Origin of the sequence: Idiomarina sp. OT37-5b, from assembly GCF_002968395.1 — a bacterium.
GTDB lineage: Bacteria > Pseudomonadota > Gammaproteobacteria > Enterobacterales > Alteromonadaceae > Idiomarina > Idiomarina aquatica.
This window is the reverse complement of the sequence record NZ_CP027188.1, coordinates 1,744,034-1,766,012: the sequence shown is the minus strand read 5'-3', so window position 1 is coordinate 1,766,012 and position 21,979 is coordinate 1,744,034. Positions and strand designations below refer to the sequence as shown.

At 50.6% G+C, this 21,979-nt stretch carries 21 protein-coding genes and 1 other RNA gene; 17 read left to right on the top strand and 5 right to left on the bottom strand.

Annotation, left to right across the window (positions count from 1 at the left end):
* Positions 1-51 precede the first annotated feature (51 nt).
* From rnhB to C5610_RS08265, 4 genes are all read left to right on the top strand, one after another.
* Complete coding sequence (gene rnhB / locus C5610_RS08280) at positions 52-615, top strand: ribonuclease HII (protein WP_105306757.1); 564 nt, start codon at positions 52-54, stop codon at positions 613-615.
* Positions 616-680: 65 nt separating this feature from the next.
* Positions 681-1,646, top strand: a complete 966-nt coding sequence (locus C5610_RS08275; protein ID WP_105307758.1) for an isopenicillin N synthase family dioxygenase — start codon at positions 681-683, stop codon at positions 1,644-1,646.
* 10 nt (positions 1,647-1,656) lie between these two features.
* Positions 1,657-3,444, top strand: a complete 1,788-nt coding sequence (locus C5610_RS08270; protein ID WP_105306756.1) for a bifunctional metallophosphatase/5'-nucleotidase — start codon at positions 1,657-1,659, stop codon at positions 3,442-3,444.
* Positions 3,444-4,664, top strand: a complete 1,221-nt coding sequence (locus C5610_RS08265) for a multidrug effflux MFS transporter (RefSeq protein WP_105306755.1) — start codon at positions 3,444-3,446, stop codon at positions 4,662-4,664. The genes C5610_RS08270 and C5610_RS08265 overlap by 1 nt, the downstream gene beginning before the upstream one ends.
* Here C5610_RS08265 and C5610_RS08260 read toward each other — a convergent pair.
* Both C5610_RS08260 and fadE read right to left on the bottom strand, forming a co-directional pair.
* The gene (locus C5610_RS08260; protein ID WP_105306754.1) at positions 4,661-6,232 is read right to left on the bottom strand and encodes an AbgT family transporter; all 1,572 of its coding nucleotides are present in this window, start codon (positions 6,230-6,232) and stop codon (positions 4,661-4,663) included. The two genes, C5610_RS08265 and C5610_RS08260, sit on opposite strands and share 4 nt — an antisense overlap.
* Before the next feature lie 128 nt (positions 6,233-6,360).
* On the bottom strand, positions 6,361-8,814 hold the full coding sequence (gene fadE, locus C5610_RS08255) for an acyl-CoA dehydrogenase FadE (protein WP_105306753.1): 2,454 nt from the start codon (positions 8,812-8,814) through the stop codon (positions 6,361-6,363).
* 178 nt (positions 8,815-8,992) lie between these two features.
* Between fadE and C5610_RS08250 the strand changes: the two genes are divergently transcribed.
* Positions 8,993-9,700 (top strand): DUF3108 domain-containing protein, encoded by a 708-nt coding sequence (locus C5610_RS08250; RefSeq protein WP_105306752.1) that lies wholly within the window; start codon positions 8,993-8,995, stop codon positions 9,698-9,700.
* Positions 9,701-9,797: 97 nt separating this feature from the next.
* Here C5610_RS08250 and purN read toward each other — a convergent pair whose 3' ends face one another.
* Both purN and purM read right to left on the bottom strand, forming a co-directional pair.
* Complete coding sequence (gene purN, locus C5610_RS08245) at positions 9,798-10,436, bottom strand: phosphoribosylglycinamide formyltransferase (protein ID WP_105306751.1); 639 nt, start codon at positions 10,434-10,436, stop codon at positions 9,798-9,800.
* Between the two features lie 9 nt (positions 10,437-10,445).
* The gene (gene purM / locus C5610_RS08240) at positions 10,446-11,501 is read right to left on the bottom strand and encodes a phosphoribosylformylglycinamidine cyclo-ligase (RefSeq protein ID WP_105306750.1); all 1,056 of its coding nucleotides are present in this window, start codon (positions 11,499-11,501) and stop codon (positions 10,446-10,448) included.
* Positions 11,502-11,598: 97 nt separating this feature from the next.
* On the opposite strand from purM, the gene C5610_RS08235 reads away from it, so the two are divergent.
* From C5610_RS08235 to C5610_RS08215, 5 genes are all read left to right on the top strand, one after another.
* Entirely contained in the window at positions 11,599-12,729 is a 1,131-nt protein-coding gene (locus C5610_RS08235; RefSeq protein WP_105307757.1) for a peptidase C39 family protein, read from the top strand.
* A gap of 98 nt (positions 12,730-12,827) precedes the next feature.
* A complete protein-coding gene (locus tag C5610_RS08230) occupies positions 12,828-13,949 on the top strand; it encodes an NADH:flavin oxidoreductase (protein WP_105306749.1) in 1,122 nt (373 codons plus the stop codon).
* A 36-nt stretch (positions 13,950-13,985) separates the two neighbouring features.
* Positions 13,986-14,639 carry an isoprenoid biosynthesis glyoxalase ElbB gene (elbB, locus tag C5610_RS08225; protein WP_105306748.1) on the top strand — a complete coding sequence of 218 codons (654 nt, stop codon included), beginning with the start codon at positions 13,986-13,988 and terminating at the stop codon, positions 14,637-14,639.
* A 106-nt stretch (positions 14,640-14,745) separates the two neighbouring features.
* Positions 14,746-15,105: a transfer-messenger RNA gene (gene ssrA / locus C5610_RS08220) on the top strand.
* Positions 15,106-15,299: 194 nt separating this feature from the next.
* Positions 15,300-16,523, top strand: a complete 1,224-nt coding sequence (locus tag C5610_RS08215; RefSeq protein WP_105307756.1) for an integrase domain-containing protein — start codon at positions 15,300-15,302, stop codon at positions 16,521-16,523.
* A 318-nt stretch (positions 16,524-16,841) separates the two neighbouring features.
* Here C5610_RS08215 and C5610_RS08210 read toward each other — a convergent pair whose 3' ends face one another.
* Positions 16,842-17,042: a hypothetical protein gene (locus C5610_RS08210; RefSeq protein WP_006956255.1), complete on the bottom strand. Its 201-nt coding sequence runs from the start codon at positions 17,040-17,042 to the stop codon at positions 16,842-16,844.
* Between the two features lie 75 nt (positions 17,043-17,117).
* Between C5610_RS08210 and C5610_RS08205 the strand changes: the two genes are divergently transcribed.
* The 7 genes from C5610_RS08205 to C5610_RS08175 all read left to right on the top strand — a co-directional run bounded on the left by C5610_RS08205 (position 17,118) and on the right by C5610_RS08175 (position 21,971).
* Positions 17,118-17,462, top strand: a complete 345-nt coding sequence (locus C5610_RS08205) for a hypothetical protein (RefSeq protein WP_053954071.1) — start codon at positions 17,118-17,120, stop codon at positions 17,460-17,462.
* 66 nt (positions 17,463-17,528) lie between these two features.
* Positions 17,529-18,020 (top strand): DUF411 domain-containing protein, encoded by a 492-nt coding sequence (locus tag C5610_RS08200; protein WP_006956253.1) that lies wholly within the window; start codon positions 17,529-17,531, stop codon positions 18,018-18,020.
* Positions 18,021-18,022: 2 nt separating this feature from the next.
* Positions 18,023-18,241 carry a twin-arginine translocase TatA/TatE family subunit gene (tatA, locus tag C5610_RS08195; RefSeq protein WP_053954069.1) on the top strand — a complete coding sequence of 73 codons (219 nt, stop codon included), beginning with the start codon at positions 18,023-18,025 and terminating at the stop codon, positions 18,239-18,241.
* Positions 18,231-19,994: a copper resistance system multicopper oxidase gene (locus C5610_RS08190; protein WP_105306747.1), complete on the top strand. Its 1,764-nt coding sequence runs from the start codon at positions 18,231-18,233 to the stop codon at positions 19,992-19,994. Before tatA ends, C5610_RS08190 begins: the two co-directional genes overlap by 11 nt.
* An 11-nt stretch (positions 19,995-20,005) precedes the next feature.
* Complete coding sequence (locus C5610_RS08185) at positions 20,006-20,749, top strand: copper resistance protein B (RefSeq protein WP_105306746.1); 744 nt, start codon at positions 20,006-20,008, stop codon at positions 20,747-20,749.
* Between the two features lie 26 nt (positions 20,750-20,775).
* The gene (locus tag C5610_RS08180; RefSeq protein ID WP_011234483.1) at positions 20,776-21,126 is read left to right on the top strand and encodes a copper resistance protein CopC; all 351 of its coding nucleotides are present in this window, start codon (positions 20,776-20,778) and stop codon (positions 21,124-21,126) included.
* Complete coding sequence (locus C5610_RS08175) at positions 21,123-21,971, top strand: copper resistance D family protein (protein ID WP_234972503.1); 849 nt, start codon at positions 21,123-21,125, stop codon at positions 21,969-21,971. Before C5610_RS08180 ends, C5610_RS08175 begins: the two co-directional genes overlap by 4 nt.
* Positions 21,972-21,979: the final 8 nt, after the last annotated feature.

Here is a 21,979-nt window from a genome sequence, read left to right as displayed (position 1 = left end):
GTTCAAAGGGTATGATAACCATTATTTAACCGTGTAACCAAGAGAGAATCCATGATTTGTGGTACCGATGAAGCAGGGCGGGGACCCATTGCCGGTCCGGTTGTTGCCGCTGCGGTTATTCTCGACCCCGATAATCCTATCGAAGGGTTGAATGATTCAAAAAAATTGAGTGAAAAGAAACGTAACGCACTCAGTCTGGAGATTAAGGAAAAAGCCCTTTACTGGGCCATCGCACAAGCGGATGTCGATGAAATCGATCGCATCAACATTCTGTGGGCGTCGATGAATGCGATGACGCGAGCGGTTGAAGCATTGCCTGTGGCACCGAGTAAAGTGTTGGTGGACGGTAACCGGGTGCCGCAGTTGCAGGTGCCGGCTGAAGCTATCGTTGGCGGTGACGCCAGTGAACAGTGCATCGCTGCAGCGTCGATTTTGGCAAAGGTGGAGCGGGATCGGCAAATGCTGGAATGGCATCAAAGGTACCCGCAATACGAATTTGACAAACACAAAGCCTACGGCACCGCCAAACATCTGGAGTTGCTCCGGCAGCATGGACCTTGCCCGATCCACCGCAAGAGTTTTCGGCCGGTGAAGGAACTGCTGGCTGGCTTGTGAAAAGGGCCTCAAAGCCTTAAAATAACCGTTTATTCTGACGTTTAAATACATTGATGGAAAACAGCATGCAGTCTGCCTCGCACTCGATCCCGCACGTGGATATGCGCCAATACGACGACAATTTTGAAGCCTTCACACAGGCCGTCGGTAATGGCTACGAACAATATGGATTTATCGCACTGACCCATCATGGTGTGGACACCGCACTGATTGAACGTGCGCTGGATACCTGTCGTGATCTGTTCGCCTTACCGGAAGCGGTTAAAATGCAGTATCACCGTCCGGGACAAGGTGGCGCACGGGGTTACACACCGTTTGGGACTGAAATTGCGAAAGACGCCAAGCATGTAGACTTAAAAGAATTCTGGCATGTTGGCCGTGACGTTGAGGGTGAGCCAAAGTACCCACAATTGTTGCCAAACGTCTGGCCGCAGGAACTGCCGCAGTTTAAGCAGGATATGACGGCGATATACCGTGAGCTGGACAAATTGGGTAATAAGGTGCTGGACGCGATTGCGGTATTCCTCGATCAGCCGCGGGATTTTTTCCGTGATAAAGTCAACAACGGCAACTCGATTTTACGGCCTTTGCATTATCCGCCGATCATTGATGAAGGTACGCCATCGGTTCGCGCCGGTGCGCACGAAGACATTAACGTGCTGACGTTGTTGGTAGGCTCACGTGAACCGGGACTGGAAGTGTTGGCGAAAGACGGCACCTGGGTGCCTGTGACCATCATCGAGGGAGCCATCATCTGTAACGTTGGTGATATGCTGCAGCGGTTGACCAACCATGTGCTGCGGTCAACCACTCATCGCGTGGTTAACCCGCCGGCACCTTATAACGCACAATCACGGTATTCGATTCCGTTTTTCCTGCATTTTAATCCCGATGTGATGATCACGCCGTTAGCGAGTTGTATCAGTGATGATAATCCGCAACGCGACGAACCCATTACGGCTGATGATTACTTGATGGAACGTTTACGCGAAATCGGTCTGGTTAAAGATAACGAAGACAACAACGCATAGGACAAACATCATGGCATTAGGTCGGTTATCGGCGCTGGCAGCATCGTTTTTACTCATCGCAGGTTGTGCCAGCCAGGCACCACAGACACCGGAAAACATGCGCTTGACGGTGTTGCATGTTAATGACCACCATTCAAACCTGGCGCCCAAACAGCGCCAGTTAAGTTGGGGTGGCCAACAGTGGCAGGTAGAAAGTGGCGGCTTTCCGCGGGTGGCAGCGCAAATCGATCAATTGCGGGCGCAAAACGAGCAGGTGCTCACTTTGCACGCGGGTGATGCGATAACCGGCAGTTTATTTTTTACCCTGTTCGGCAGCGAACCGGACGCGGTGATGATGAACCAGGTGTGTTTTGATGCATTTACGCTGGGTAATCACGAATTTGATAAAGGTGATGAGGGGCTTAAGACCTTTCTTGACCAATTAGGTACACCTGCCTGTGATACCGCTAAGTTATCGGCTAATGTGAAACCCGAGTTGGGTGTGTCGGCACTCACTCCCAGCAGCATGACGGACTCTTTTCGTCCTTACACGGTATTCGAGCGTGGCGGACATCGTATTGGTGTGGTCGGTTTGACCATCGCGACCAAAACGAAAAAATCGTCACAGCCGGATGAAACCACTCAGTTTGAAGATGAGCTCGTGGCCGCACGTCGTGCTATCAGTCAATTGCAGGCGCAAGGGGTCGAGAAAATCATTTTACTGTCTCACATTCAATACCAGCGTGATTTGGCATTGATTCCGCAACTTCCGGCGGTGGATGTGGTGATTGGTGGTGATTCGCACACGTTGTTAGGTGACTTCTCCGAGTTTGGCATGCAAGGCGAAGGGGCTTACCCCACGGTGTTAACCAATGCTGACGGTGAAACCGTTTGTCTGGCACATGCTTATCAATACAGTCAGGTGGTTGGCGAGCTGCAGGTGGACTTTCGTGGTGATCAGGTCGCTTCATGCGGCGGCCGCCCGCACTTTTTATTGGGGAATGAGATCACGCCGGTGGAAGGGGCCGTTACCACATTAAAGCCGATTAAAACGGCGCTGCAGAACAGCGGTGTATTCAGTTTTGTTGAGCCAGATCCGGGCGTGCAACGATTACTCGACAATTACCAGCATCAAGTGGATGAGTTTTCCGGCGAGGTGTTGGCACAGGTGCCTGAGACCATCTGTAATCAGGAGATTGATTTACCGCGTCGGCCAGGTTGCTCGGATGTGCTGAGTTCCGCGGCACACCGGCTGACGGCAGAAGCGTTCTTACACGCGGTGCCAGACGCTGATTTTGCATTGCAGAACGGTGGCAGTATCCGCGGTGATATCGAAGCCGGGGAGTTCACCCGCGGTGATGCCTTCAGTCTGCTGCCATTTGCCAATACACTGGTAAAAATTGAAATCAGCGGCTCTGAGCTGAAACAGGTCATGGAAGAGGGGCTGGCGTATGCGGTGTCTGACGGCGGTTCAACGCGAGCCTATCCTTATGGCGCCGGTATTCGATATGACGTCAATTTAACCGAAAACTTCGGCGATCGTGTCGCCAACCTGCAAGTCTGGGACAAAGACAGCGCTAGCTGGCAACCGGTGCGTCCGCGGGACACCTATATTGTTGTGACCAACAGTTTTATTGGTGGTGGTCAGGACGGCTATGAGACCTTTCACAGCTTATCCGAGCGTGGGCGGACAACCAACACCGGAATTGATTACGCCGAGGCGATGGCCAATTACGCCAAAGCGCAAGGGGTGCTGACGCGGCCGTCGGATTATGCGACGCAGTCGTATGTTCCGTTACCCAAAAAGGTGAATAACTGATGGCTCGTGGTTACGAGCCTGTTCCCGTCTCAGATAACGCCAGATTTGATTTAACCGTTGTTATTCTGGCGTTGTTAACGGCCTTTGCGCCACTTTCCATCGATATGTATTTGCCGGCGTTTACCGCCATTGCCAACGACTACGCCACCGATACTCATCGTGTTGAACTGTCGTTAACGGCGTTCTTTTTTGGTTTATTCATTGGCCAGTTATTGTATGGCACTGCGACCGACAAGTTTGGCCGCAAAAAGCCACTGTATGTCGGTCTGGCAATCTATGTGGTGACCTCGGTGGCCTGCGCCTGGGCGCCGAACATCGAATGGTTGATTGCGTTACGCTTTTTTCAAGCTATTGGTGCCTGTGCCGGCATTGTGATAGCGCGCGCCGTTGTTCGCGATTTGTATACGCCACAGGCGTCAGCGCGGGTGTTTTCATTTCTCATTCTGGTGATGGGGGTCGCGCCGATCCTGGCTCCGCTGTTTGGTGCTTATGTTACTGAATTCATGGGCTGGCGCGCTTTATTCTGGATCGTCGCTGCGCTTGGCGTGGCCTGTGCGTTAACCATCCATCTGGTGTTGCCGGAAACTCGCGGACGGCGCTACGATGTGCGTATGCGACACAGCGGTAAAACCTACTGGGCGGTGTTAAAGGACGCTGACTTTTTACGCTACTCGCTAACCGGTGGCATCGCGCAGTCGGGTTTGTTTGCCTACATTACCGGCTCGCCGCTGTTATTCATCGAAGTGTTCGGGCTTAGCCCGACGCATTACAGCTGGCTGTTCGGTGCAAATGCAATCGGTATCATTGGCTTTTCGCAGCTTAATGGCTGGCTGTTAAAATACGTTGCTTCGCGCAAAATACTGAATGTGTCACTGCCTATATTAGCCTGCGTGTCGGTGGTGATGGCAGTTGCTGCGTACCTTGAGGCGCCGATTTGGGGCATTCTGATCCCTTTATTTGCCTATATTTCAACGCTCGGGCTGGTGTTTCCTAACGCCATGGCCGGCGCGTTATCGAATCATCAGGAACGGGCAGGGTCAGCGTCTGCGGTTACCGGCAGTCTGCAGTTTTTCATTGCCGGGTTGGTCTCAATGGGCGTGAATTACGTCAGTACCTTCAGCGATTACGCCATGGCTTGGGTGATAGGCGGAGCAGGCCTGATTGCGGTGGCCTGCTACCGCCTGTTGCGGCGACCGGAAGTGGTCGACGCTGTCCGTTAACTGCTGTAATAGGTCGGTGCTTCGGGGCCGACCGGCATACCCAGGGCAAACACCCAGATAAAGAACAGAATGGTCCAGCCAATAAAGAAGATGATCGAGTACGGCAGCATCATCGCAATCAGTGTACCAATACCGAGATCCTTCTTGTAACGCGCGGCCACCGCCAGGATCAGTCCAAAATAACTCATCATCGGTGTAATCACGTTAGTGACCGAGTCACCAATACGGTAGGCTGCCTGAATGACTTCCGGCGCGTAACCGACCAGCATCAGCATGGGCACAAAAATCGGTGCGGTAATCGCCCACTGTGCTGATGCGGAACCCAGCATCAGGTTCACAAAACCGCAAATCATGATAAAGAACACGAACAGCAATGGTCCGGTTAAACCCATGTTGGTCAAAAATTCGGCGCCGTTAATCGCGAAAATGGTGCCGAAATTGGTCCATTTAAAAAAGTTCACAAACTGTGCCGCGAAGAACACCAGTACGATGTACATACCCATAGTGCCCATGCTGTGTGACATGGCGTCAATCACGTCGCGATCGTTCTTCATGGTGTTTACGGTGCGCCCGTAAACAAAACCGGGAATGGCGAAGAAAAAGAAAATATAAACTACGACGCCTTTCAGGAAGGGGGATCCTTTTACATCGCCGGTTTCCGGGTGACGCAAGATGCCCCAGTCCGGAACCACGGTCAATGCCAGCAAGCCGCCCAAGGCCAATACTGCCAATCCGGCGTAAATAAGGCCGCGTTTTTCCTGACGGTTCAACGGCTCCATGGACGACTGATCGGATAAATCGATGGAAGCTTCGTCGTCGTTATACTTACCGAGTTTGGGCTCGACGATCTTATCGGTAATCAGCGCACCCATGATGGCGATTAAGAAGGTGCTCACCATCATAAAATACCAGTTGGCTTCGGCACCGACGGTGTAGTCGGGATCGATAATACGCGCGGCTTCAGCGGTAATACCGGACAGTAACGGATCAACCGTACCGATCAGCAGATTGGCACTGTAGCCGGCGGAAACCCCGGCAAAGGCCGCTGCCAGACCCGCTAACGGGTGACGTCCAAGGCCATAAAAAATCATCGCTGCGAGCGGAACCAATACGACATAACCCAACTCCGATGCGGTGTTCGAGATAACCCCGGCAAACACGACGGTTACGGTAATCAGTTTTGGCGGAGCCTTCATCACCAGTCCACGCATGGCGGCGGAAATCAACCCCGAACGCTCGGCCACGCCAACACCTAACAGCGCCACCAGAACCGTACCCAACGGGGTAAAGCCGGTAAAGTTGGTGACCAGGTTGGTGACTATTTTCTGTACGCCTTCCGCGGTCATCAGACTGACGGCTTCGATAACGGTTTCACCGTCTCTGGGGTCGATGGCACTGACGCCAAAGTAGGCCGCAATAGCGCTGGCGATGATGATAAACAAACAGAACATCGCAAATAGAGTGATGGGGTGGGGTAGCAGGTTACCTAACCATTCAACGCCATCAAGAAAGCGCGTAAACCAACCACGCTTGCTGGTGGCGTCATAGCTGTTATTCGAAGATTGCATAAAGACTACTCTTATTATAATGATTTAATTCAGCGGATGATTCTATCGAACTTTGGACGTTAAAAAAACGGGCATAAAAAAACGGCACTCCGAAGAGTGCCGTTTGCTCATAGGATATGCAAGCGTGTTTACGCCGCTTCACCTTTACTCAGGTTTTTCAGAGCGTAGTCAAACGCTGCTTTGCCGGCCAGCAAATCAGCCGGGTCAAAGTCGTCCACGTTGATGGTGCGTAAGCGACCTTTTTCGGTACGGCGCATCAGTTCTGCTTCATCTTCGCTGATGACACCTAATTCCAGTCCGCGTTCTGCCAGAGCATCCAGTTGCGTAAAGCTAAAGCGCTCACCGGCAGCCTTGCAGATTTTGCTGTGCAAAGGTTCGCAGGCAATCATGTCACGCAAGGTTTGCTCGAGGAAGCCAAAATGACCTTCAGGGCTCAGGAACTGGCCTTCGCCAAGGCGCTCGCGAGCGCCGTTTGGCTCCATCAGCAGACGTGCCACTTTGTGGTCGTTCTTATCGCTAGGACGTTTCGCAATGCGACCCAGCGGGAACATGATGGCGCGTAACGCCGTACCAATACCGCCGAAGTTCTCCAGCATGGCCAATTGCGCTTCCTGTAATTTATACAGGGTGTCCTGCATGGCCCAGTGCATTAACGGCTTGTCTTCGTCCAGACGACCTTGATCTTCAAAACGCTTCAGCACGGCAGAGCCCAGGTAGAGATAGCTAAGCATGTCACCAAGCCGCGCAGAGATACGTTCTTTGCGTTTCAGGCTGCCACCCAGCACACCCATGGCAACGTCCGACAATAACGCCAGGTTGGCACTAAAGCGGTTCATTTGCTGGTAGTAGCGTTTGGTCGAGCTGTTGCCCGGCGCATCGCTCAGACGGTAGCCGCCAAAACCGTAAAACAGGGAACGGACAAAGTTACTGGCGGCAAAACCGATGTGACCAAAAATGGCCTTATCGAATTCCGCCAGTGCCGCAGCACCGTCTTTTGCGGATGCTTCCATCTCCTTCAGTACAAACGGATGGCAACGAATCGCACCCTGACCATAAATCATCATACTGCGGGTAAGAATGTTGGCACCTTCAACGGTGATCGCTACCGGCACACCCTGATAACCACGACCAAGGTAGTTGTTTGGCCCCAAGCAGATGCCTTTACCACCGTGGATATCCATGGCATCGTCCATACAGGAACGCAGTTTCTCGGTCATATGATATTTAACGATGGCGGAAATCACCGATGGCTTCTCGCCTAAATCAATGGCCGCCGTCGACAGCGTAGTGACACCGTCCATCAGATAGGCGTTACCACCGATGCGCGCCATTGGCTCTTCAACGCCTTCCATTTTACCAATCGGCAATTTGAACTGGCGACGAATACGCGAATAAGCACCGGTTGCCAGCGCCATTTGCTTGATACCGCCGGCACTGTTCGACGGCAGCGTGATGCAACGACCAACTGACAGACATTCAACCAGCATACGCCAGCCTTTGCCGGCCATTTTTTGGCCGCCGATGATGTAGTCCAGCGGCACAAACACGTCTTTACCGCGGATCGGACCGTTTTGGAACGGCACGTTCAGCGGGAAGTGACGACGACCGATTTCAACGCCATCGGTATCGCGTGGGATCAGCGCACAAGTAATACCAAGCTCTTTTTTGTCACCCAGTAAACCGTCCGGATCGTACATTTTGAACGCCAGACCGATGACCGTAGCAACCGGCGCCAGCGTGATGTAGCGTTTGTTGAAGTTGAGCTTGATACCGACGATTTCTTCGCCGTTCCACTCACCCTTACAAATGACCCCGGAATCCGGAATTGCACCGGCGTCTGAACCCGCTTCCGGGCTGGTCAGGCCAAAACAAGGGATTTCTTCGCCGCGCGCCAGGCGTGGCAAATAGTGGTCTTGTTGCTCTTTGGTTCCATAGTGCTGCAGTAATTCGCCCGGACCCAATGAGTTCGGTACACCGACGGTGGACGCCAACACGGTGCTGACACCGGCCAGTTTCTGCAGTACGCGGGATTGTGCGTAAGCCGAGAACTCAAGGCCGCCGTATTCTTTCTTGATGATCATGGCGAAGAATTTGTTGTCTTTCAGGTACTGCCATACGTGTTCCGGCATGTCGGTCAGCTCGTGCGTGACCTGCCAGTCGTCCAGCATCTTGCAAACTTCTTCACAGGGACCGTCTAAAAACGCCTGTTCTTCTTCGCTCAATTTAGCTTTTGGTACGTCCAGCAGTTTCTGCCAGTCGGGATTGCCGCTGAACAGTTCGCCTTCCCACCAAACAGTACCCGCCTCGAGGGCGTCACGCTCGGTGTCGGACATTTCCGGCATGACCTTGCGATAAGCGGCTAAGATAGGTCGGGTTAACAGCTTCTGACGAATGCTGGTAATATTCAGGGGTACCAGTACGATGGCCAGTAATACCCACAAAACAGGACCGACAATATCGAACAGTCCGCCGACCGCGAACATGGCTACCAAGCCCAGACTAAAGGTGACCAGGCTTGCTCGTTTGTAAATTAACACACCGGCAACGGCTAAGGTTGCGATGATCCACAGTGCGACACTCATAGTTATGCTCCGATTATTAGAGGTCTGACCAGTATTAATACGTGCAAAGTAGATCAGACGGATTGCAATTTCAAGCAAAAATTGAACAAGCGTTTGAAATAAAGGTCTGACTGAATGGAAACTGAACTTTGCAGGCTTGTAACTTGTGCATCATGCGCGAGAATCAAAAGGAGTCAACATGAAAACAGCGTTAACGATGTTTTTAGCGCTAACGGCACCGCTGACGCAGGCTGACGGCATCAGTCTGTCGCCTTACCAGGCTGAGTACACCATTACCCGTGGTGGCAGTGATTACGGTGAAGGTTACCGTAGGTTGGAAGCGTCACCGGACGGAGACTGGCAGTTGCGCGGTAAAACGGACATTTCCTGGTTTATTTTATCGGACGTTCGCGAGACCCGCTCGGTGTTTACCTATAATGAAGAACACCAGCGTTTTGATCCGATCGAGTTTTTATACATGCGCACAGGTACCGGCTCCGATAAATCGTTCCACGCCAGTTTTGATGCGGATAAACAGGAAGTGAAAAATGTCGATAACGGACGGTTGATTGACATCAGTTGGCAGGGAGCGCTGTATGATGAAGCCAGCGTGATAGAAAAACTGCGTTTGGATGTGGCAGCAGGTAATGAGCCTTACAGCTATGACATTATCGATGAAAAAGGGCGAGCGGATGAATACCGCTTTGCGGTGCTGGGAGAAGAGCAAATCAGCACGCCATATGGCCAGTTAACGACGGTAAAAGTTGAACGCGTGCGCGATAGCAATCGTCGACAAACGTACTTTTGGTTTGCCCCGGAACTCGACTACCTGCTGGTAAAAATGCAGCAATTCAAAGAAGGCGATGAACAGGCAACCATGTCGCTGCGCAGCTACCAAGCCGATTAAACCGTCGCGTGCGCTCTGAGCGCACGCAGGAAGGCCGCTCCAACCTTCCTGGCCCCCCTCAAACTCTGACGCGCGTCATCAGGGTGCGGCCTGCACGCTACTCGTTCGCGTAGCCGCTTTCACCCAGTACCTGACCGTCGAGAACCGCACGGCCACCTTGCAGGGCTAAACGTCCCTGACAGAACCAGTTAACCACCAACGGATAAATGCGGTGTTCCTGCTCGTGTACGCGTGCCTGCAGATCGTCCGCCGTATCACCGTCAAATACCGGCACCTTAGCTTGTAGAATCACCGGCCCACCGTCCAGCTCTTCGGTCACGAAGTGCACACTCACACCGTGTTCCTTATCACCGGCATCAAGCGCGCGCTGATGGGTATTCACACCTTTATACTTCGGTAACAGCGAAGGGTGGATGTTCAGCATCCTCCCTTCAAAGTGGCGGGTTAAATCACCGGTTAAAATGCGCATGAAACCGGCCAGCACTACCAGATCTGGCTGATAGCTGTCGATCAGTACTTTCAACTCGGCGTCGTAAGCTTCACGGCTGTCGAACGCCTGGTGCGACAGCACCTCGGTATCGATACCCTGCGCCGCTGCTTTTTCCAGACCCTTAGCCGAGGCTTTATTGGCAATCACAGCGACCACCTGACCGGCAACACGACCTTGTTTACAAGCTTCCTGAATTGCCAGCATGTTCGAGCCGGTGCCCGAAATTAACACCACAATACGTTTCATCAGACAGCCTTAGCGTGTTTCGTCAGCTAAAATTTCTACCTGCTCGTCATCGTCAGCGGAGGTGGCAATGTGGCCGATGTTCCAGGCGGTTTCACCGGCTGCGGTAAGTACGTCAACGGCTCGCTCGGCGTGTTCCTGCGGTACCGCAATCACCATACCCACACCACAGTTAAAGGTGCGGTACATTTCTTTCATGCTGACGTTGCCGTTGTCTTTCAACCAATCGAAGATAACCGGCCAGTCCCAGCTGTTGCCGTCGATAACGGCTTTGGCGCCTTTAGGCAGTACCCGTGGGATGTTCTCCCAGAAACCACCGCCGGTGATGTGCGATAACGCGTGCACCGGCACTTGCTTGATCAACTCCAGTACCGATTTTACGTAAATGCGGGTGGGTTCAAGCAGGTGCTGTGCCAGCGTGCGACCGTGCAGGTCAGACTCTAAATCAGCACCGCTGACTTCGATGATTTTGCGGATCAGTGAGTAACCGTTTGAATGCGGGCCACTGGAGGCCAGGGCTATCAGCGCATCGCCTTCAGCAACTTTTGAGCCGTCGATGATGTCGTCTTTTTCGACCACACCGACACAGAAGCCGGCCAGATCGTAATCGCCGTGTTCATACATACCCGGCATTTCAGCGGTCTCACCACCGATAAGCGCACAACCTGACTGTTCACAACCATCACCAATGCCGGTAACCACATCCGCTGCCACATCGACGTCAAGTTTGCCCGTTGCGTAATAATCAAGGAAGAACAGAGGTTCAGCACCCTGTACAATCAAGTCGTTGACACACATCGCGACCAGATCAATGCCGACGCCGCGGTGTTGTTTTAAGTCGATGGCCAAACGCAGTTTGGTGCCGACACCATCGGTACCCGATACCAGTACCGGTTTTTTGTAGCCCTCAGGCAATTCGCATAAGGCGCCAAAACCACCAATACTACCCATGACCTCCGGCCGAGCCGTGCGTTTGGTGACCCCTTTTATCCGGTCAACCAGGGCATTACCAGCGTCGATATCGACGCCTGCGTCTTTGTAGCTAAGAGATGGTTTGTTGTCGCTCACGAAAATTCCTCAACAGGCTCAAAATTTGCGCGCAAGTCTAGCACGAAATGTGGTACAAAAGGTACTCCAAAACCCGTTTGATTTTAGGGGTCAGACCTTGATTCGTTTTGTTGCCGCTCAGTCTTCGCATCTTGATGCCGTGGTTTCCATAGAACAACAGAGTTTTCCGGATGACGCCATCAGTCGGCGCAGCTTCCGCCGCTTTATCGATGCCAGCTCGGCGGAGTTTTACGTTGCCGTTGAGGGCAGCGAGGTGGTTGGCTATACGGTAGTGCTGTTTCGTAATAACACCAACCTGGCGCGGTTGTATGCCTGGGTGGTAAAAGAAAGTGCCCGGGGTCAGGGCATCGGTCGGCAATTGCTGCAGTTTGCTGAACATCTGGCAGACGAGCGCCATTGTTTGTTTTTACGCACGGAAATTGCAACCTCCAATAAACTGGCCGAGACCTTATTAAGTGAAGACGGCTTTCATGTGATTGAATTGCGCGAAGCCTATTATCCGCCGAGTGCGACTCAGTCGACGGATGCGTTGGTGCTGCAAAAACTGTTACCGCGATATGAACTGGGCGAAGACAGCGGCGTTGGCGCGACCGATGAATATGTACCAATGCTGACGCAAACCACTGAGTTTACCTGTGGGCCGGCCAGTCTGCTGATGGCGATGGACTATTTCGACTGTCCCAGTGCGAATCCGGCCGCTGAAGAACTGGAAATTTGGCGCGAAGCCACCACCATCTATATGACCTCAGGACACGGCGGTTGTGGCCCACACGGACTTGCCCGAGCGGCTTATAAACGCGGTTTAACGGTGCGCGTTGAGGTCAATACGGACAGCCCGCTGTTTATCGAATCGGTGCGGCAGACACAGAAAAAAGATGTCATGCAACGGATTCAAGAAGCAGATATGCAGTATTTGCGGGAGCACAACGTGCCAATCAATGTGCGCGATTATAATGTTGATCTGCTGAAGCAGGATCTTGCCGCCGGAGCCTTGGTGATGGCGCTCATTTCGACCTATCAGTTTGATGGTGTGAGGGCGCCGCATTGGGTACTGATTTGTGCCGCCGACGACGACTTTGTCTATATTAACGACCCGGATTACGACACGCTGCCATGGGAATCGTCAACCCAGCGCCAGTATTTACCGATCCCCATTGGTACCTTTAACAAAGCCTTTGGTTACGGGGGCCGCAAACAAAAAGCGGCGGTTGTTTTAGCCGCTAACTGACAGCAAAAGTGATCAAAGGACCTTGATTTCGCCGTAACTCATCACAACAGCTATGCTTATGGGCATATAACAATAGCGATGGCAAAAAGGACAATACGATGAGCTCTGCATTTGATGATTTCGAGTTAAAAGGTCATAAGTTTGATAACCGCTTTGTGGTCGCGCCGATGACCCGCACCAGTGCTGACCGCAAAGGCAAGCCGACGGAACTCATGGGCGATTATTACGAACGCTTCGCTCGCGGTGGCTGGAGCATCATCATCAGCGAAGGGGTTTATACCGATCGCCAGGCCAGTCAGGGCTACATCAACCAGCCGGGTATTACGGATGCGCCTCAAACTGACGCCTGGAAGGAAATCGTCGAACGCGTGCATCGGCACGATTGCGCCTTTATTTTGCAACTTATGCACGCCGGAGCGCAGTTTCAGCATAACGAATATACCGATACGCCCATTGCGCCGAGTGCCGTTAAACCCAAAGGCGAACCGCTCGATCTGTATGGCGAAACGGATGGCTGGACCGACGTCAAGGCCATGGATGAATCCGATTTCGATGCCGTTATGCAGGGATTCGTCGGCGCCGTCAACCGGGCCGAAGAAGCCGGTTTTGACGGGGTAGAATTACACGCAGCCAACGGCTACCTGCTGAACGAATTTTTAAGTGACTATTTTAACCAGCGCAACGATCAGTGGGGTGGTGATATCGGCCATCGACTAAAGTTTGTCGCGATGGTGGCCAAAGCTTGTAAAGACGCGGCCAAAAGTGAAAACTTTATTGTTGGCATTCGGTTGAGCCAAATTACGGTGACGGACGCTGACTATCAGTGGCCGGAAGGCGAAGATGCGATGATTAAAATCGTCAAAGCCTTGAAAGAGGCCGGTATCGACTATATTCATACCACAGATACCGAAGTTGGCCGGAAACCGTTCAAAGGCGGTAGCAATAAAACATTGGCGGAAATCGTGCAGGACTTTAGTGATATTCCGCTGATCGTCAACGGCGGCATCGACCAACGGAATTATGAGCACGTCGCGGCACATTATCCCAATGCCATGCTGGCGATTGGCAAAGCGGCGTTGGCCAACCCGGACTTTCCGCAACGACTGAAAGCCGGTGACGAGATTGAACAGCTAGATTTTGCGATGCTGCAGCCCACCGCCACCCTTGAGAATGAGTGGCGCTGGCGCAAACAACACGACAAGCACATCGAAGTGGAATAAACACATCATAGGGACAGCAAAACAAAGGGTTTTGTCATGAAAAGAGTAGCGGTTTTACTATCAGGTTCGGGCGTTTTTGATGGCGCTGAAGTGAACGAAGCAGTCTTGACGCTGTTGCACATCAGCAAGCAGGGTGCCAGTTACCAGTGTTTTGCGCCGGATACACAGCAAGCACAGGTCATTAACCACTTGAACGGTGAAGAAAGTAACGACCAACGCAATGTGTTAGAAGAAGCGGCCCGCATCGCCCGTGGTGACGTCAAACCATTGAACGAGCTGGATGTTGCCGAATTTGATGCACTGATACTGCCGGGCGGCTTTGGCGTTGCCAAGAATTTCTGTGACTTTGCCTTTAAGGGTGCAGAGATGATGATCAACGAACAGGTGGAGCAAGTCGGTAAAGCGTTCAAAGACGCGAAAAAACCGGCAGGCTACATGTGCATTGCGCCCGTATTACTGCCTTATATTTACGGCGAAGGGGTACGCGTGACCATTGGTAATGACGCCGACGTCGCCGCCGCGATAGGCAAAATGGGTGGTGAACACGTCGACTGTGGCGTTCGTGACATCGTTGTGGACGAAGCACACCGACTGGTAACGACACCGGCTTACATGCTGGCCGAAAACCTGCCTGATGCCGAGGCGGGTATCAGTAAACTGGTGGAAAAAGTTCTGTATATGGCGTCTTAGCGCAGCTATCTGTACAAAAGCTTAATAAATCACCGCTTGAGTGCGGAACTTATAGCACTTAGGCGGTGTCTGAGTTATAGTATAAGGGTTCTATCAGTAAGACTTTGGGGCTGATCAGGATTCGACGGGATACACGAAACCCAAGGTGCATGCCGAGGTGAGGCAGGCCTCGTAAAAAGCCTCAACATTATAGTTGCAAACGACGACAACTACGCTCTAGCGGCTTAATAACCCGCTAAGCCCGTCCCCCAGCGCTTTGTCTACGAGACTGGATCAGGACGGCTCGACCTAAGGTAGACTCGCGTGGATGCTTTGTCCGGAGCTGAAGCGTTAAACTTAATCGGACTCGCTCGTGAACGAAGCCTGTCAGTCGGCGTCGCACGAGTTAATAAAAAGACTGAATAAGCATGTAGGACCGAGGATGTAGGTATTGCGGACGCGGGTTCAACTCCCGCCAGCTCCACCAATTCCATAAAAAGGGGATGTCTCACGACATCCCCTTTTTTCTTTCTAAGCCACGTAAAATAAGGCTTTCATAGATATTTCCCTTCCCAGCTTATCCCAAGAAAACCAGCCCCAGCCTGAGTTTTTAGTATTCCAATTTGTATTCCAAGCGATTTTGGGTAAACTCTTTGGAATACATCGAAGGGAGATATGCTTATGGCGCGCTCTACTATTGGGCTCACGGATACAGCCGTCAGACAACTCAAACCTAAAGACAAGGACTACGTTAAGTCCGATGGGAAAGGCTTACAGCTGCGAGTGAGAGTGAATGGTTCTAAGCTTTGGAACTTCAATTACATTCACCCGACGACAAAGAAGCGCGTGAATATGGGGCTGGGTAGCTACCCCGATATGAGCCTTAAAAAAGCCCGTGAGCTCACAGAAGCTGCTAGAAGCCAAGTTGCTGAAGGGGTAGACCCTAAGCTTGCCAGAGAGGAAGAAAGAGCGGCACAACGCTACTCAGAGAACGCGACTTTGAGAAAAGTTGCTGAAGAATGGTTCGAGGTCAAAAAAAGTGAGGTGACTGCTGACTACGCTGATGATATTTGGCGATCGTTAGAGCTACATGTATTTAACCGTTTAGGTGAAACGCCGGTTAGCCAGATAAGTGCTCAAACGGTCATTGATGTATTACGACCGGTTGAGAAAACAGGGCGGTTGGAAACCGTTAAACGTGTAATTCAGCGGTTAAACGAGATAATGAATTACGCTGTCATTAAAAAATTAATTACTGGAAATCCAATCGCTGCCATCAAATCTGCTTTCAAGAAGCCCAAGAAGCAGCATTTACCGACAATTACCGCAAAAGAGCTCCCTGACTTCCTAAGAAAGCTCCATGAAACCAACGTTACGTATATTACTCGGCAGGTTATTAAATGGCAGTTACTAACAATGACCAGGCCATCTGAGGCTGCTGGCGCTAAATGGAGTGAGATCCAATGGCTTGATGACGGCCAAGCTAATTGGTTGATTCCGGCTGAACGGATGAAAAAGCGTCGCCAGCACACAGTTCCACTGTGTGAACAGGCATTGAGGGTGCTGGAGGACATGAAGAGCGTAAGCGATCAATACGAACATATATTTATCTCACTGCGAAAGCCACAAACGTCCATTAACAGCCAAACAGCCAATATGGCGTTAAGACGTATGGGTTACCAGGATAAACTCGTTAGCCATGGTTTGAGGGCTTTAGCCAGCACCATTATGAACGAGGAGGGCAAAGATCCTGACCTGATCGAATCAGCGCTGGCGCATGGTGATCCTAACCAAGTGCGAAGTGCTTATAACCGTGCGGATTACCTTGAGCGTCGCCGTGAATTGATGCAGTGGTGGGGGGGGTATTTGGATGAGGCTTTTAGAAAAGATGCCGGCAGCTTTTAACTTAGAAGGTGTCTGCTGTTTTTTAGCTGCCGGAGGCGGAATCGATAAGATCTAATAACTTATTGTTTTATAGTGGATAAAAAATATTAAGATTCAAGCATGTTACTTACCTTGTTACTAAAACTTCAGCTTTAGTTTTTTGATTGAAAGCTTTTTCACAAATGAATCTTTTAACTTTTTGGCTATGCCCAATACTCGCTTAACACGTTGAACATAGCTATAGTGGTCTGCAACTTGTGAACGTGTAGTGGCAAATAAATTCGTGCTTCTGATCAGAGATGAAAAGCTATACTTGTTGCTTTGGTTAAAGTGAATTAGCTATTTATCAACATTTTTCCATGGGCCGAACGCTATAAAGTAAAGAAGAATGATATTTGCGATAGGGATAACAATCAGAAGACCCAATGGACCAGGGTAGCCAACTCGTTGGCAGATACGCCATGCGGGAACAATAAAAATAGCTCCCACAATCAGCATCCATAGAAAGCCCATACCTGCGAACATTTCGTGATTCATCATTATCTGCTCCTTATTTGACATGCGTTAAAATGACGTTAGACTGAAGTTTATTAAATTGCAAAAAGCAGGGTGCTCGTGCTAATTCGAATTCTGTTATTAATGACAGTGCTATTGGTGTCGATGTCGTTTTCGCAAACGGCAGAAGCTCACGCATGTCATGATAACAGCCAAATGCAGCACAGCATGATGTACGAAGCCGACACAAACGATTGCGAGCATGAGACGCAAAAGCACAACTCGTGCTGTGCTGACATGACCATTCGGCATTGCTCCGGCGGCTCGGTTTTATTTGTCGGACAGTCTTCTTCGGTTAATGCCGCTGCAGTTAACCTCTCTGCCAAAGTCGATGCGCCCATCGACACCTCAATTCGTGCTAAACACGCGTCTAATTTATTCCGTCCCCCAATAATTACCGCTTAATAAGTTACTAGAAATTTAACACACGCTCGGCGTGTTTCCTTAAAACTTATTAATCGGTGAATAATTATGTCTATCAAACGCAATATCGCTGTTTTGGCGATGCTGTTTTCCGTGTCTGTATCTGCAACCGATGTAGAAGAGCAGCAACTAACCGTTCTAAAAGATCCCAACTGCGGTTGCTGTGAAAAGTGGTTACAAGCTTTACCCGATAGCTTTAGTGTGTCCGTACAACATCCGAACAACCTGACCCAACGAAAACGTGACTCCGGTATTAGTGCCGAGGTCCAATCCTGTCATACCGCTATTTCTAGTAATGGCTATGTCTTTGAGGGGCACGTTCCTCCTACATTGGTTTCTCATTATTTAGCTGGGAAAAAGTCAGAAAATGGCATTGGATTAACTGTTCCTGGCATGCCGGTAGGGTCTGTTGGTATGGAAATGGGTACTCGGTTTCAACCGTATACGGTCTATGAAATCAAAAAGGACGGTTCAATTACACCTTATCAGCAGATAGCAAGTTTAGAGCAGCAGCAAGCACTCTCAAATGGAGGGCTTTAGCTATGGGATTTGGCGGCATGAGTATGGTTCAGTTAGGAGTTTTACTGGTTATTGTCATTCTTCTTTTTGGTAGTAAAAAGCTACGAACCCTGGGCTCCGATCTTGGTAGTGCGATTAAAGGGTTTAAATCATCGGTTTCTGATGAGCCGTCTGATAAGGAACAGGACGTTCAACGTTATCAAAATTTAACCTCAAAAGAGGAGCGTCATAATGAGCAATGAGTTTAACAAAGGGCGTCGAAAGTTTATTAAATCTGCATTCACTGTGGCGTCTGCTTTAGCAATCGCCAAAGTAGCCCCAACTTGGGCTGCTCCTCAGGGACGCAGTTTTAAAGATCAGATCCTGACAAACGATGAGATTGATCTGACCATTGCAAAGTCCCCACTGCTCGTGGGAAATAAAGTAGGAGCACCAATAACCATCAATGGCCAAATGCCGGGCCCTTTGATTCGTTTAAAAGAAGGGCAGCGAGCAAAGCTAAATGTGACTAACCGGTTGTCGGAAGACACGTCAATTCACTGGCACGGAATTATATTGCCGGAGAATATGGATGGCGTGCCTGGCGTATCTTTCGAAGGGATAAAGCCAGGACGAACGTTCAAATACCGCTACGATGTCGAGCAAAACGGAACTTATTGGTATCACAGCCATTCCGGTTTGCAGGAGCAATTGGGACACCTGGGGCCGTTAGTGATTGAACCGAAAGACGGAGACATTGGTGCTGATCGAGAACATACCATTATTCTCAGCGACTGGACATTCGAAGATCCGGATACCGTGTTTCGTAACTTGAAAGTTGCGGAGGGGTACTATAACTATCAAAAACGTACGATATTTGAGACCTTCGAGGACGTGCGACAGCAAGGGTTAGAGAAAACCTGGAAGCAACGAGAAATGTGGGGGCAAATGCGAATGAGCCCCCGTGATATTGCGGATGTGACGGGCAGTACTTATACCTACCTGATGAATGGCCGCGATTCACAGATGAACTGGTCAGCATTGTTTAAGCCTGGTGAAAAAGTACGCCTGCGTATCATTAATGGTTCGGCAATGAGTTTCTTCGACGTAAGAATCCCTGGATTGGAGATGACGGTAGTGGCCGCTGACGGGCAGCCTGTGAAGCCAGTGCCAGTTGACGAGTTCCGCATTGGTGTGGCGGAAACCTACGATGTAATTGTCCAGCCTAAGCAAAACAAGCCTTACACTATTTATGCTGAGAGCTTTGATCGAAGTGGTTATGTCAGAGGTACATTAACGCCGGAACTTGGTCTTGAGGCTGAAGTGCCTGAACTACGGCAAGTTCCTGAGCGAGGCATGGCCGCTATGGGCATGGGAGCGATGGCGATGTCCGGTGATATGAAAGGCAATAGCATGAATATGAAGCATATGGGCGGCAATAACAGCCATATGACGCATAAAATGACACACAAAAAAGAGCTCCCGGTCGAAAACATTAAAATCAAACACCGTGAGTCCGGACATGGCGCCGGGGCGGCTATGATTGCTACAAACCCGGTAAGCCGTTTGCATGAACCCGGGATTGGATTGGAAGACGTTGATCATAAAGTCTTAGTGTATACCGACTTGGTCGGCGCGCATGAATGGCCGGATACGCGGGAGCCCGAACGACAGATAGAGCTGCACTTAACGGGTAATATGGAGCGTTACATGTGGTCTTTCGACGGGAATAAGTTTACCGAAGTGGATGGCCCGGTTCAGTTTCATCATGGAGAACGACTGAGGTTGGTGATGGTAAACGATACGATGATGGACCACCCCATACACCTACACGGTATGTGGATGGAACTTGAAAACGGACAGTATCCACGCCCACGCAAACATACGATTAGCCTGAAGCCGAGCGAAAAAGTGTCGTTATTGATAACGGCAGACGCGCCGGGTAGTTGGGCGTTCCACTGTCACCTGTTGTATCACATGAAAGCGGGTATGTTCCGTGTGGTCAATGTCGCATAAGGAGGACAATTATGTACGGTAAATCATTATTAGTGGGTGCGGCGTTGTTGCCAGGTTTAGCAGTCGCCGGACATGCGAAAGAGGACTGGCCTGAACCCGTCAAAGAATATTACACCGGGCAAGTACTGTTCGATCGGTTGGAGTTAACGCGAACCAACGAGGAAGAGAACCTAGCCGTCTGGGACATGATGGCTTGGTATGGCGGTGACTATCACCGAGCTGTTTTCAAGAGTGAAGGGGAGAATGTTCAAGACGACGGTGAGCCCACTGACTTGGAAAGTGCCGAACTGCTGTATGGATACTTGGTGTCTCCGTTTTGGTCGTTTCAGGCCGGTATTGGTACGCGAGGTACCTTATCGTCGGACGCGTCTATGGAAAATTATGCTGTCGTGAGTTTTATGGGGTTGGCGCCCTATTGGTTCGAAATGGATAACTCGCTGATGGTGAATGAAGAAGGCGACGTCCAATTTGTTAGCGAAACTGAGTACGAGTGGCAGCTCACACAAACATCGTACTTACAGCCTCGCATTGAGTTTACAGCCAACCTGACAGCTTCAGACAAATATGAACGGCAAAGTGGCTTGAGCAACTTGCGTGTGGGGTTGCGTTATCGTCACGAAATCAGTCGTGAGTTTGCACCCTACATTGGTGTTTATTGGAACGGCGCGTTAGGCAACACGGCAGATGAAATGAAACGAATGGGTGAGGACACCACAGAAACAGGCGTGGTCCTTGGGGCCAGAGTTTGGTTTTAATTGATAATAAACAAAGAGGAAACAACATGAAAAACATACTTAAGTTAGCCTTCGGTACCACGTTATTTTTTAGTGCATGGGCCAGCGCTCACGTCGGCCTAACATCCAGTAGCCCGGAGGACGGTGCGACTTTGTCCGAGTCACCAACGGAAATTACGATGAATTTTTCCGGTGATGTTCGTCTGGCTAAAATCATGCTGCACTCAGATGACGGTAAAATGCATCCGCTGGACTTTTCGATGAGCATGACTCCCAAAGCAGCGTACGAAATTGCTGTTAAAAACAATTTGGCGTCAGGTGGTTATACGGTTTATTGGACGGCAATGGGTGGGGACAGTCATAAAATATCGGGTGATTTTAGCTTTGAGGTGAAATGATGACCCTTTGGAGTGTGGCCAGCGTTTTAACGTTGGCCTTTATATTCTGGCTTAACGCGGTGATGACCGCCTCGCCTTATATCGTTTATTTGTCCGGTTTAAAAAAGCAGTCTGAACGAAAGAATAGCCTTGTTGCGTTGCTTCTATTACTGGCAAGCCTTCTGTATTTTTTTCTGAAAGTCGGTAGTTTTGCTGCTGAAGGCTTTGCCGGCATGATTGACACGACCTACATGCAGTTTATATGGACCGGCCCTGTTGGGTTGTTCATCCAACTTCAGATAGCGGTTGCTATTGCTTGGATTGTTTACTCCGTTGTTAAGCTAAAACGTATAAAGTGGGTGCTATATGTTGTCGCCATTGGACTCATGGGATGGAGCTTTTTAAGTATTGGTCACGGCAGTGACGCCGTCTGGTGGGGAAAGCTAGCGCTTTTAACACACTTGTTAGTCGCTTGGGTTTGGTTCGGCAGTCTTAACTCATTGCGAAAGCTGGCAACGTCGGTACCGCTTGCTAAAGCGAAAGCCATTATGGAGCGTTTTGGTGTGCATATGTCTGCAGCGGTTCCAATACTCCTTATTGCGGGCTTGGTTATGTATCGTAGTGCAACAGGGCGATGGATGCCAGAGCTGCCGCTTACGTCGTATGACACGGTACTACTAGCGAAACTTGTGTTTGTGGCGCTGATTCTCCTTGTTGCCGCATTGCATAAATTAAAGTTCGTACCGCAATTAAATGATAACGCGGCCGCCAAGCGACTCAAAAACTCCATAACGGCGGAAATGGTATTGGCTGTCACTATTTTTACCCTGGCCTCTGCGCTAAGCAGCGCGTTTTCCCCCGGTTAATGTAAGGA

Bases quoted from the DNA above. Each gene is read 5' to 3' on its own strand.
- rnhB (WP_105306757.1), top strand. From the start codon at position 52: ATGATTTGTGGTACCGATGAAGCAGGGCGGGGACCCATTGCCGGTCCG.
- C5610_RS08275 (WP_105307758.1), top strand. From the start codon at position 681: ATGCAGTCTGCCTCGCACTCGATCCCGCACGTGGATATGCGCCAATAC.
- C5610_RS08270 (WP_105306756.1), top strand. From the start codon at position 1,657: ATGGCATTAGGTCGGTTATCGGCGCTGGCAGCATCGTTTTTACTCATC.
- C5610_RS08265 (WP_105306755.1), top strand. From the start codon at position 3,444: ATGGCTCGTGGTTACGAGCCTGTTCCCGTCTCAGATAACGCCAGATTT.
- C5610_RS08260 (WP_105306754.1), bottom strand. From the start codon at position 6,232: ATGCAATCTTCGAATAACAGCTATGACGCCACCAGCAAGCGTGGTTGG.
- fadE (WP_105306753.1), bottom strand. From the start codon at position 8,814: ATGAGTGTCGCACTGTGGATCATCGCAACCTTAGCCGTTGCCGGTGTG.
- C5610_RS08250 (WP_105306752.1), top strand. From the start codon at position 8,993: ATGAAAACAGCGTTAACGATGTTTTTAGCGCTAACGGCACCGCTGACG.
- purN (WP_105306751.1), bottom strand. From the start codon at position 10,436: ATGAAACGTATTGTGGTGTTAATTTCGGGCACCGGCTCGAACATGCTG.
- C5610_RS08230 (WP_105306749.1), top strand. From the start codon at position 12,828: ATGAGCTCTGCATTTGATGATTTCGAGTTAAAAGGTCATAAGTTTGAT.
- elbB (WP_105306748.1), top strand. From the start codon at position 13,986: ATGAAAAGAGTAGCGGTTTTACTATCAGGTTCGGGCGTTTTTGATGGC.
- C5610_RS08215 (WP_105307756.1), top strand. From the start codon at position 15,300: ATGGCGCGCTCTACTATTGGGCTCACGGATACAGCCGTCAGACAACTC.
- C5610_RS08210 (WP_006956255.1), bottom strand. From the start codon at position 17,042: ATGATGAATCACGAAATGTTCGCAGGTATGGGCTTTCTATGGATGCTG.
- C5610_RS08200 (WP_006956253.1), top strand. From the start codon at position 17,529: ATGTCTATCAAACGCAATATCGCTGTTTTGGCGATGCTGTTTTCCGTG.
- tatA (WP_053954069.1), top strand. From the start codon at position 18,023: ATGGGATTTGGCGGCATGAGTATGGTTCAGTTAGGAGTTTTACTGGTT.
- C5610_RS08190 (WP_105306747.1), top strand. From the start codon at position 18,231: ATGAGCAATGAGTTTAACAAAGGGCGTCGAAAGTTTATTAAATCTGCA.
- C5610_RS08185 (WP_105306746.1), top strand. From the start codon at position 20,006: ATGTACGGTAAATCATTATTAGTGGGTGCGGCGTTGTTGCCAGGTTTA.
- C5610_RS08180 (WP_011234483.1), top strand. From the start codon at position 20,776: ATGAAAAACATACTTAAGTTAGCCTTCGGTACCACGTTATTTTTTAGT.
- C5610_RS08175 (WP_234972503.1), top strand. From the start codon at position 21,123: ATGATGACCCTTTGGAGTGTGGCCAGCGTTTTAACGTTGGCCTTTATA.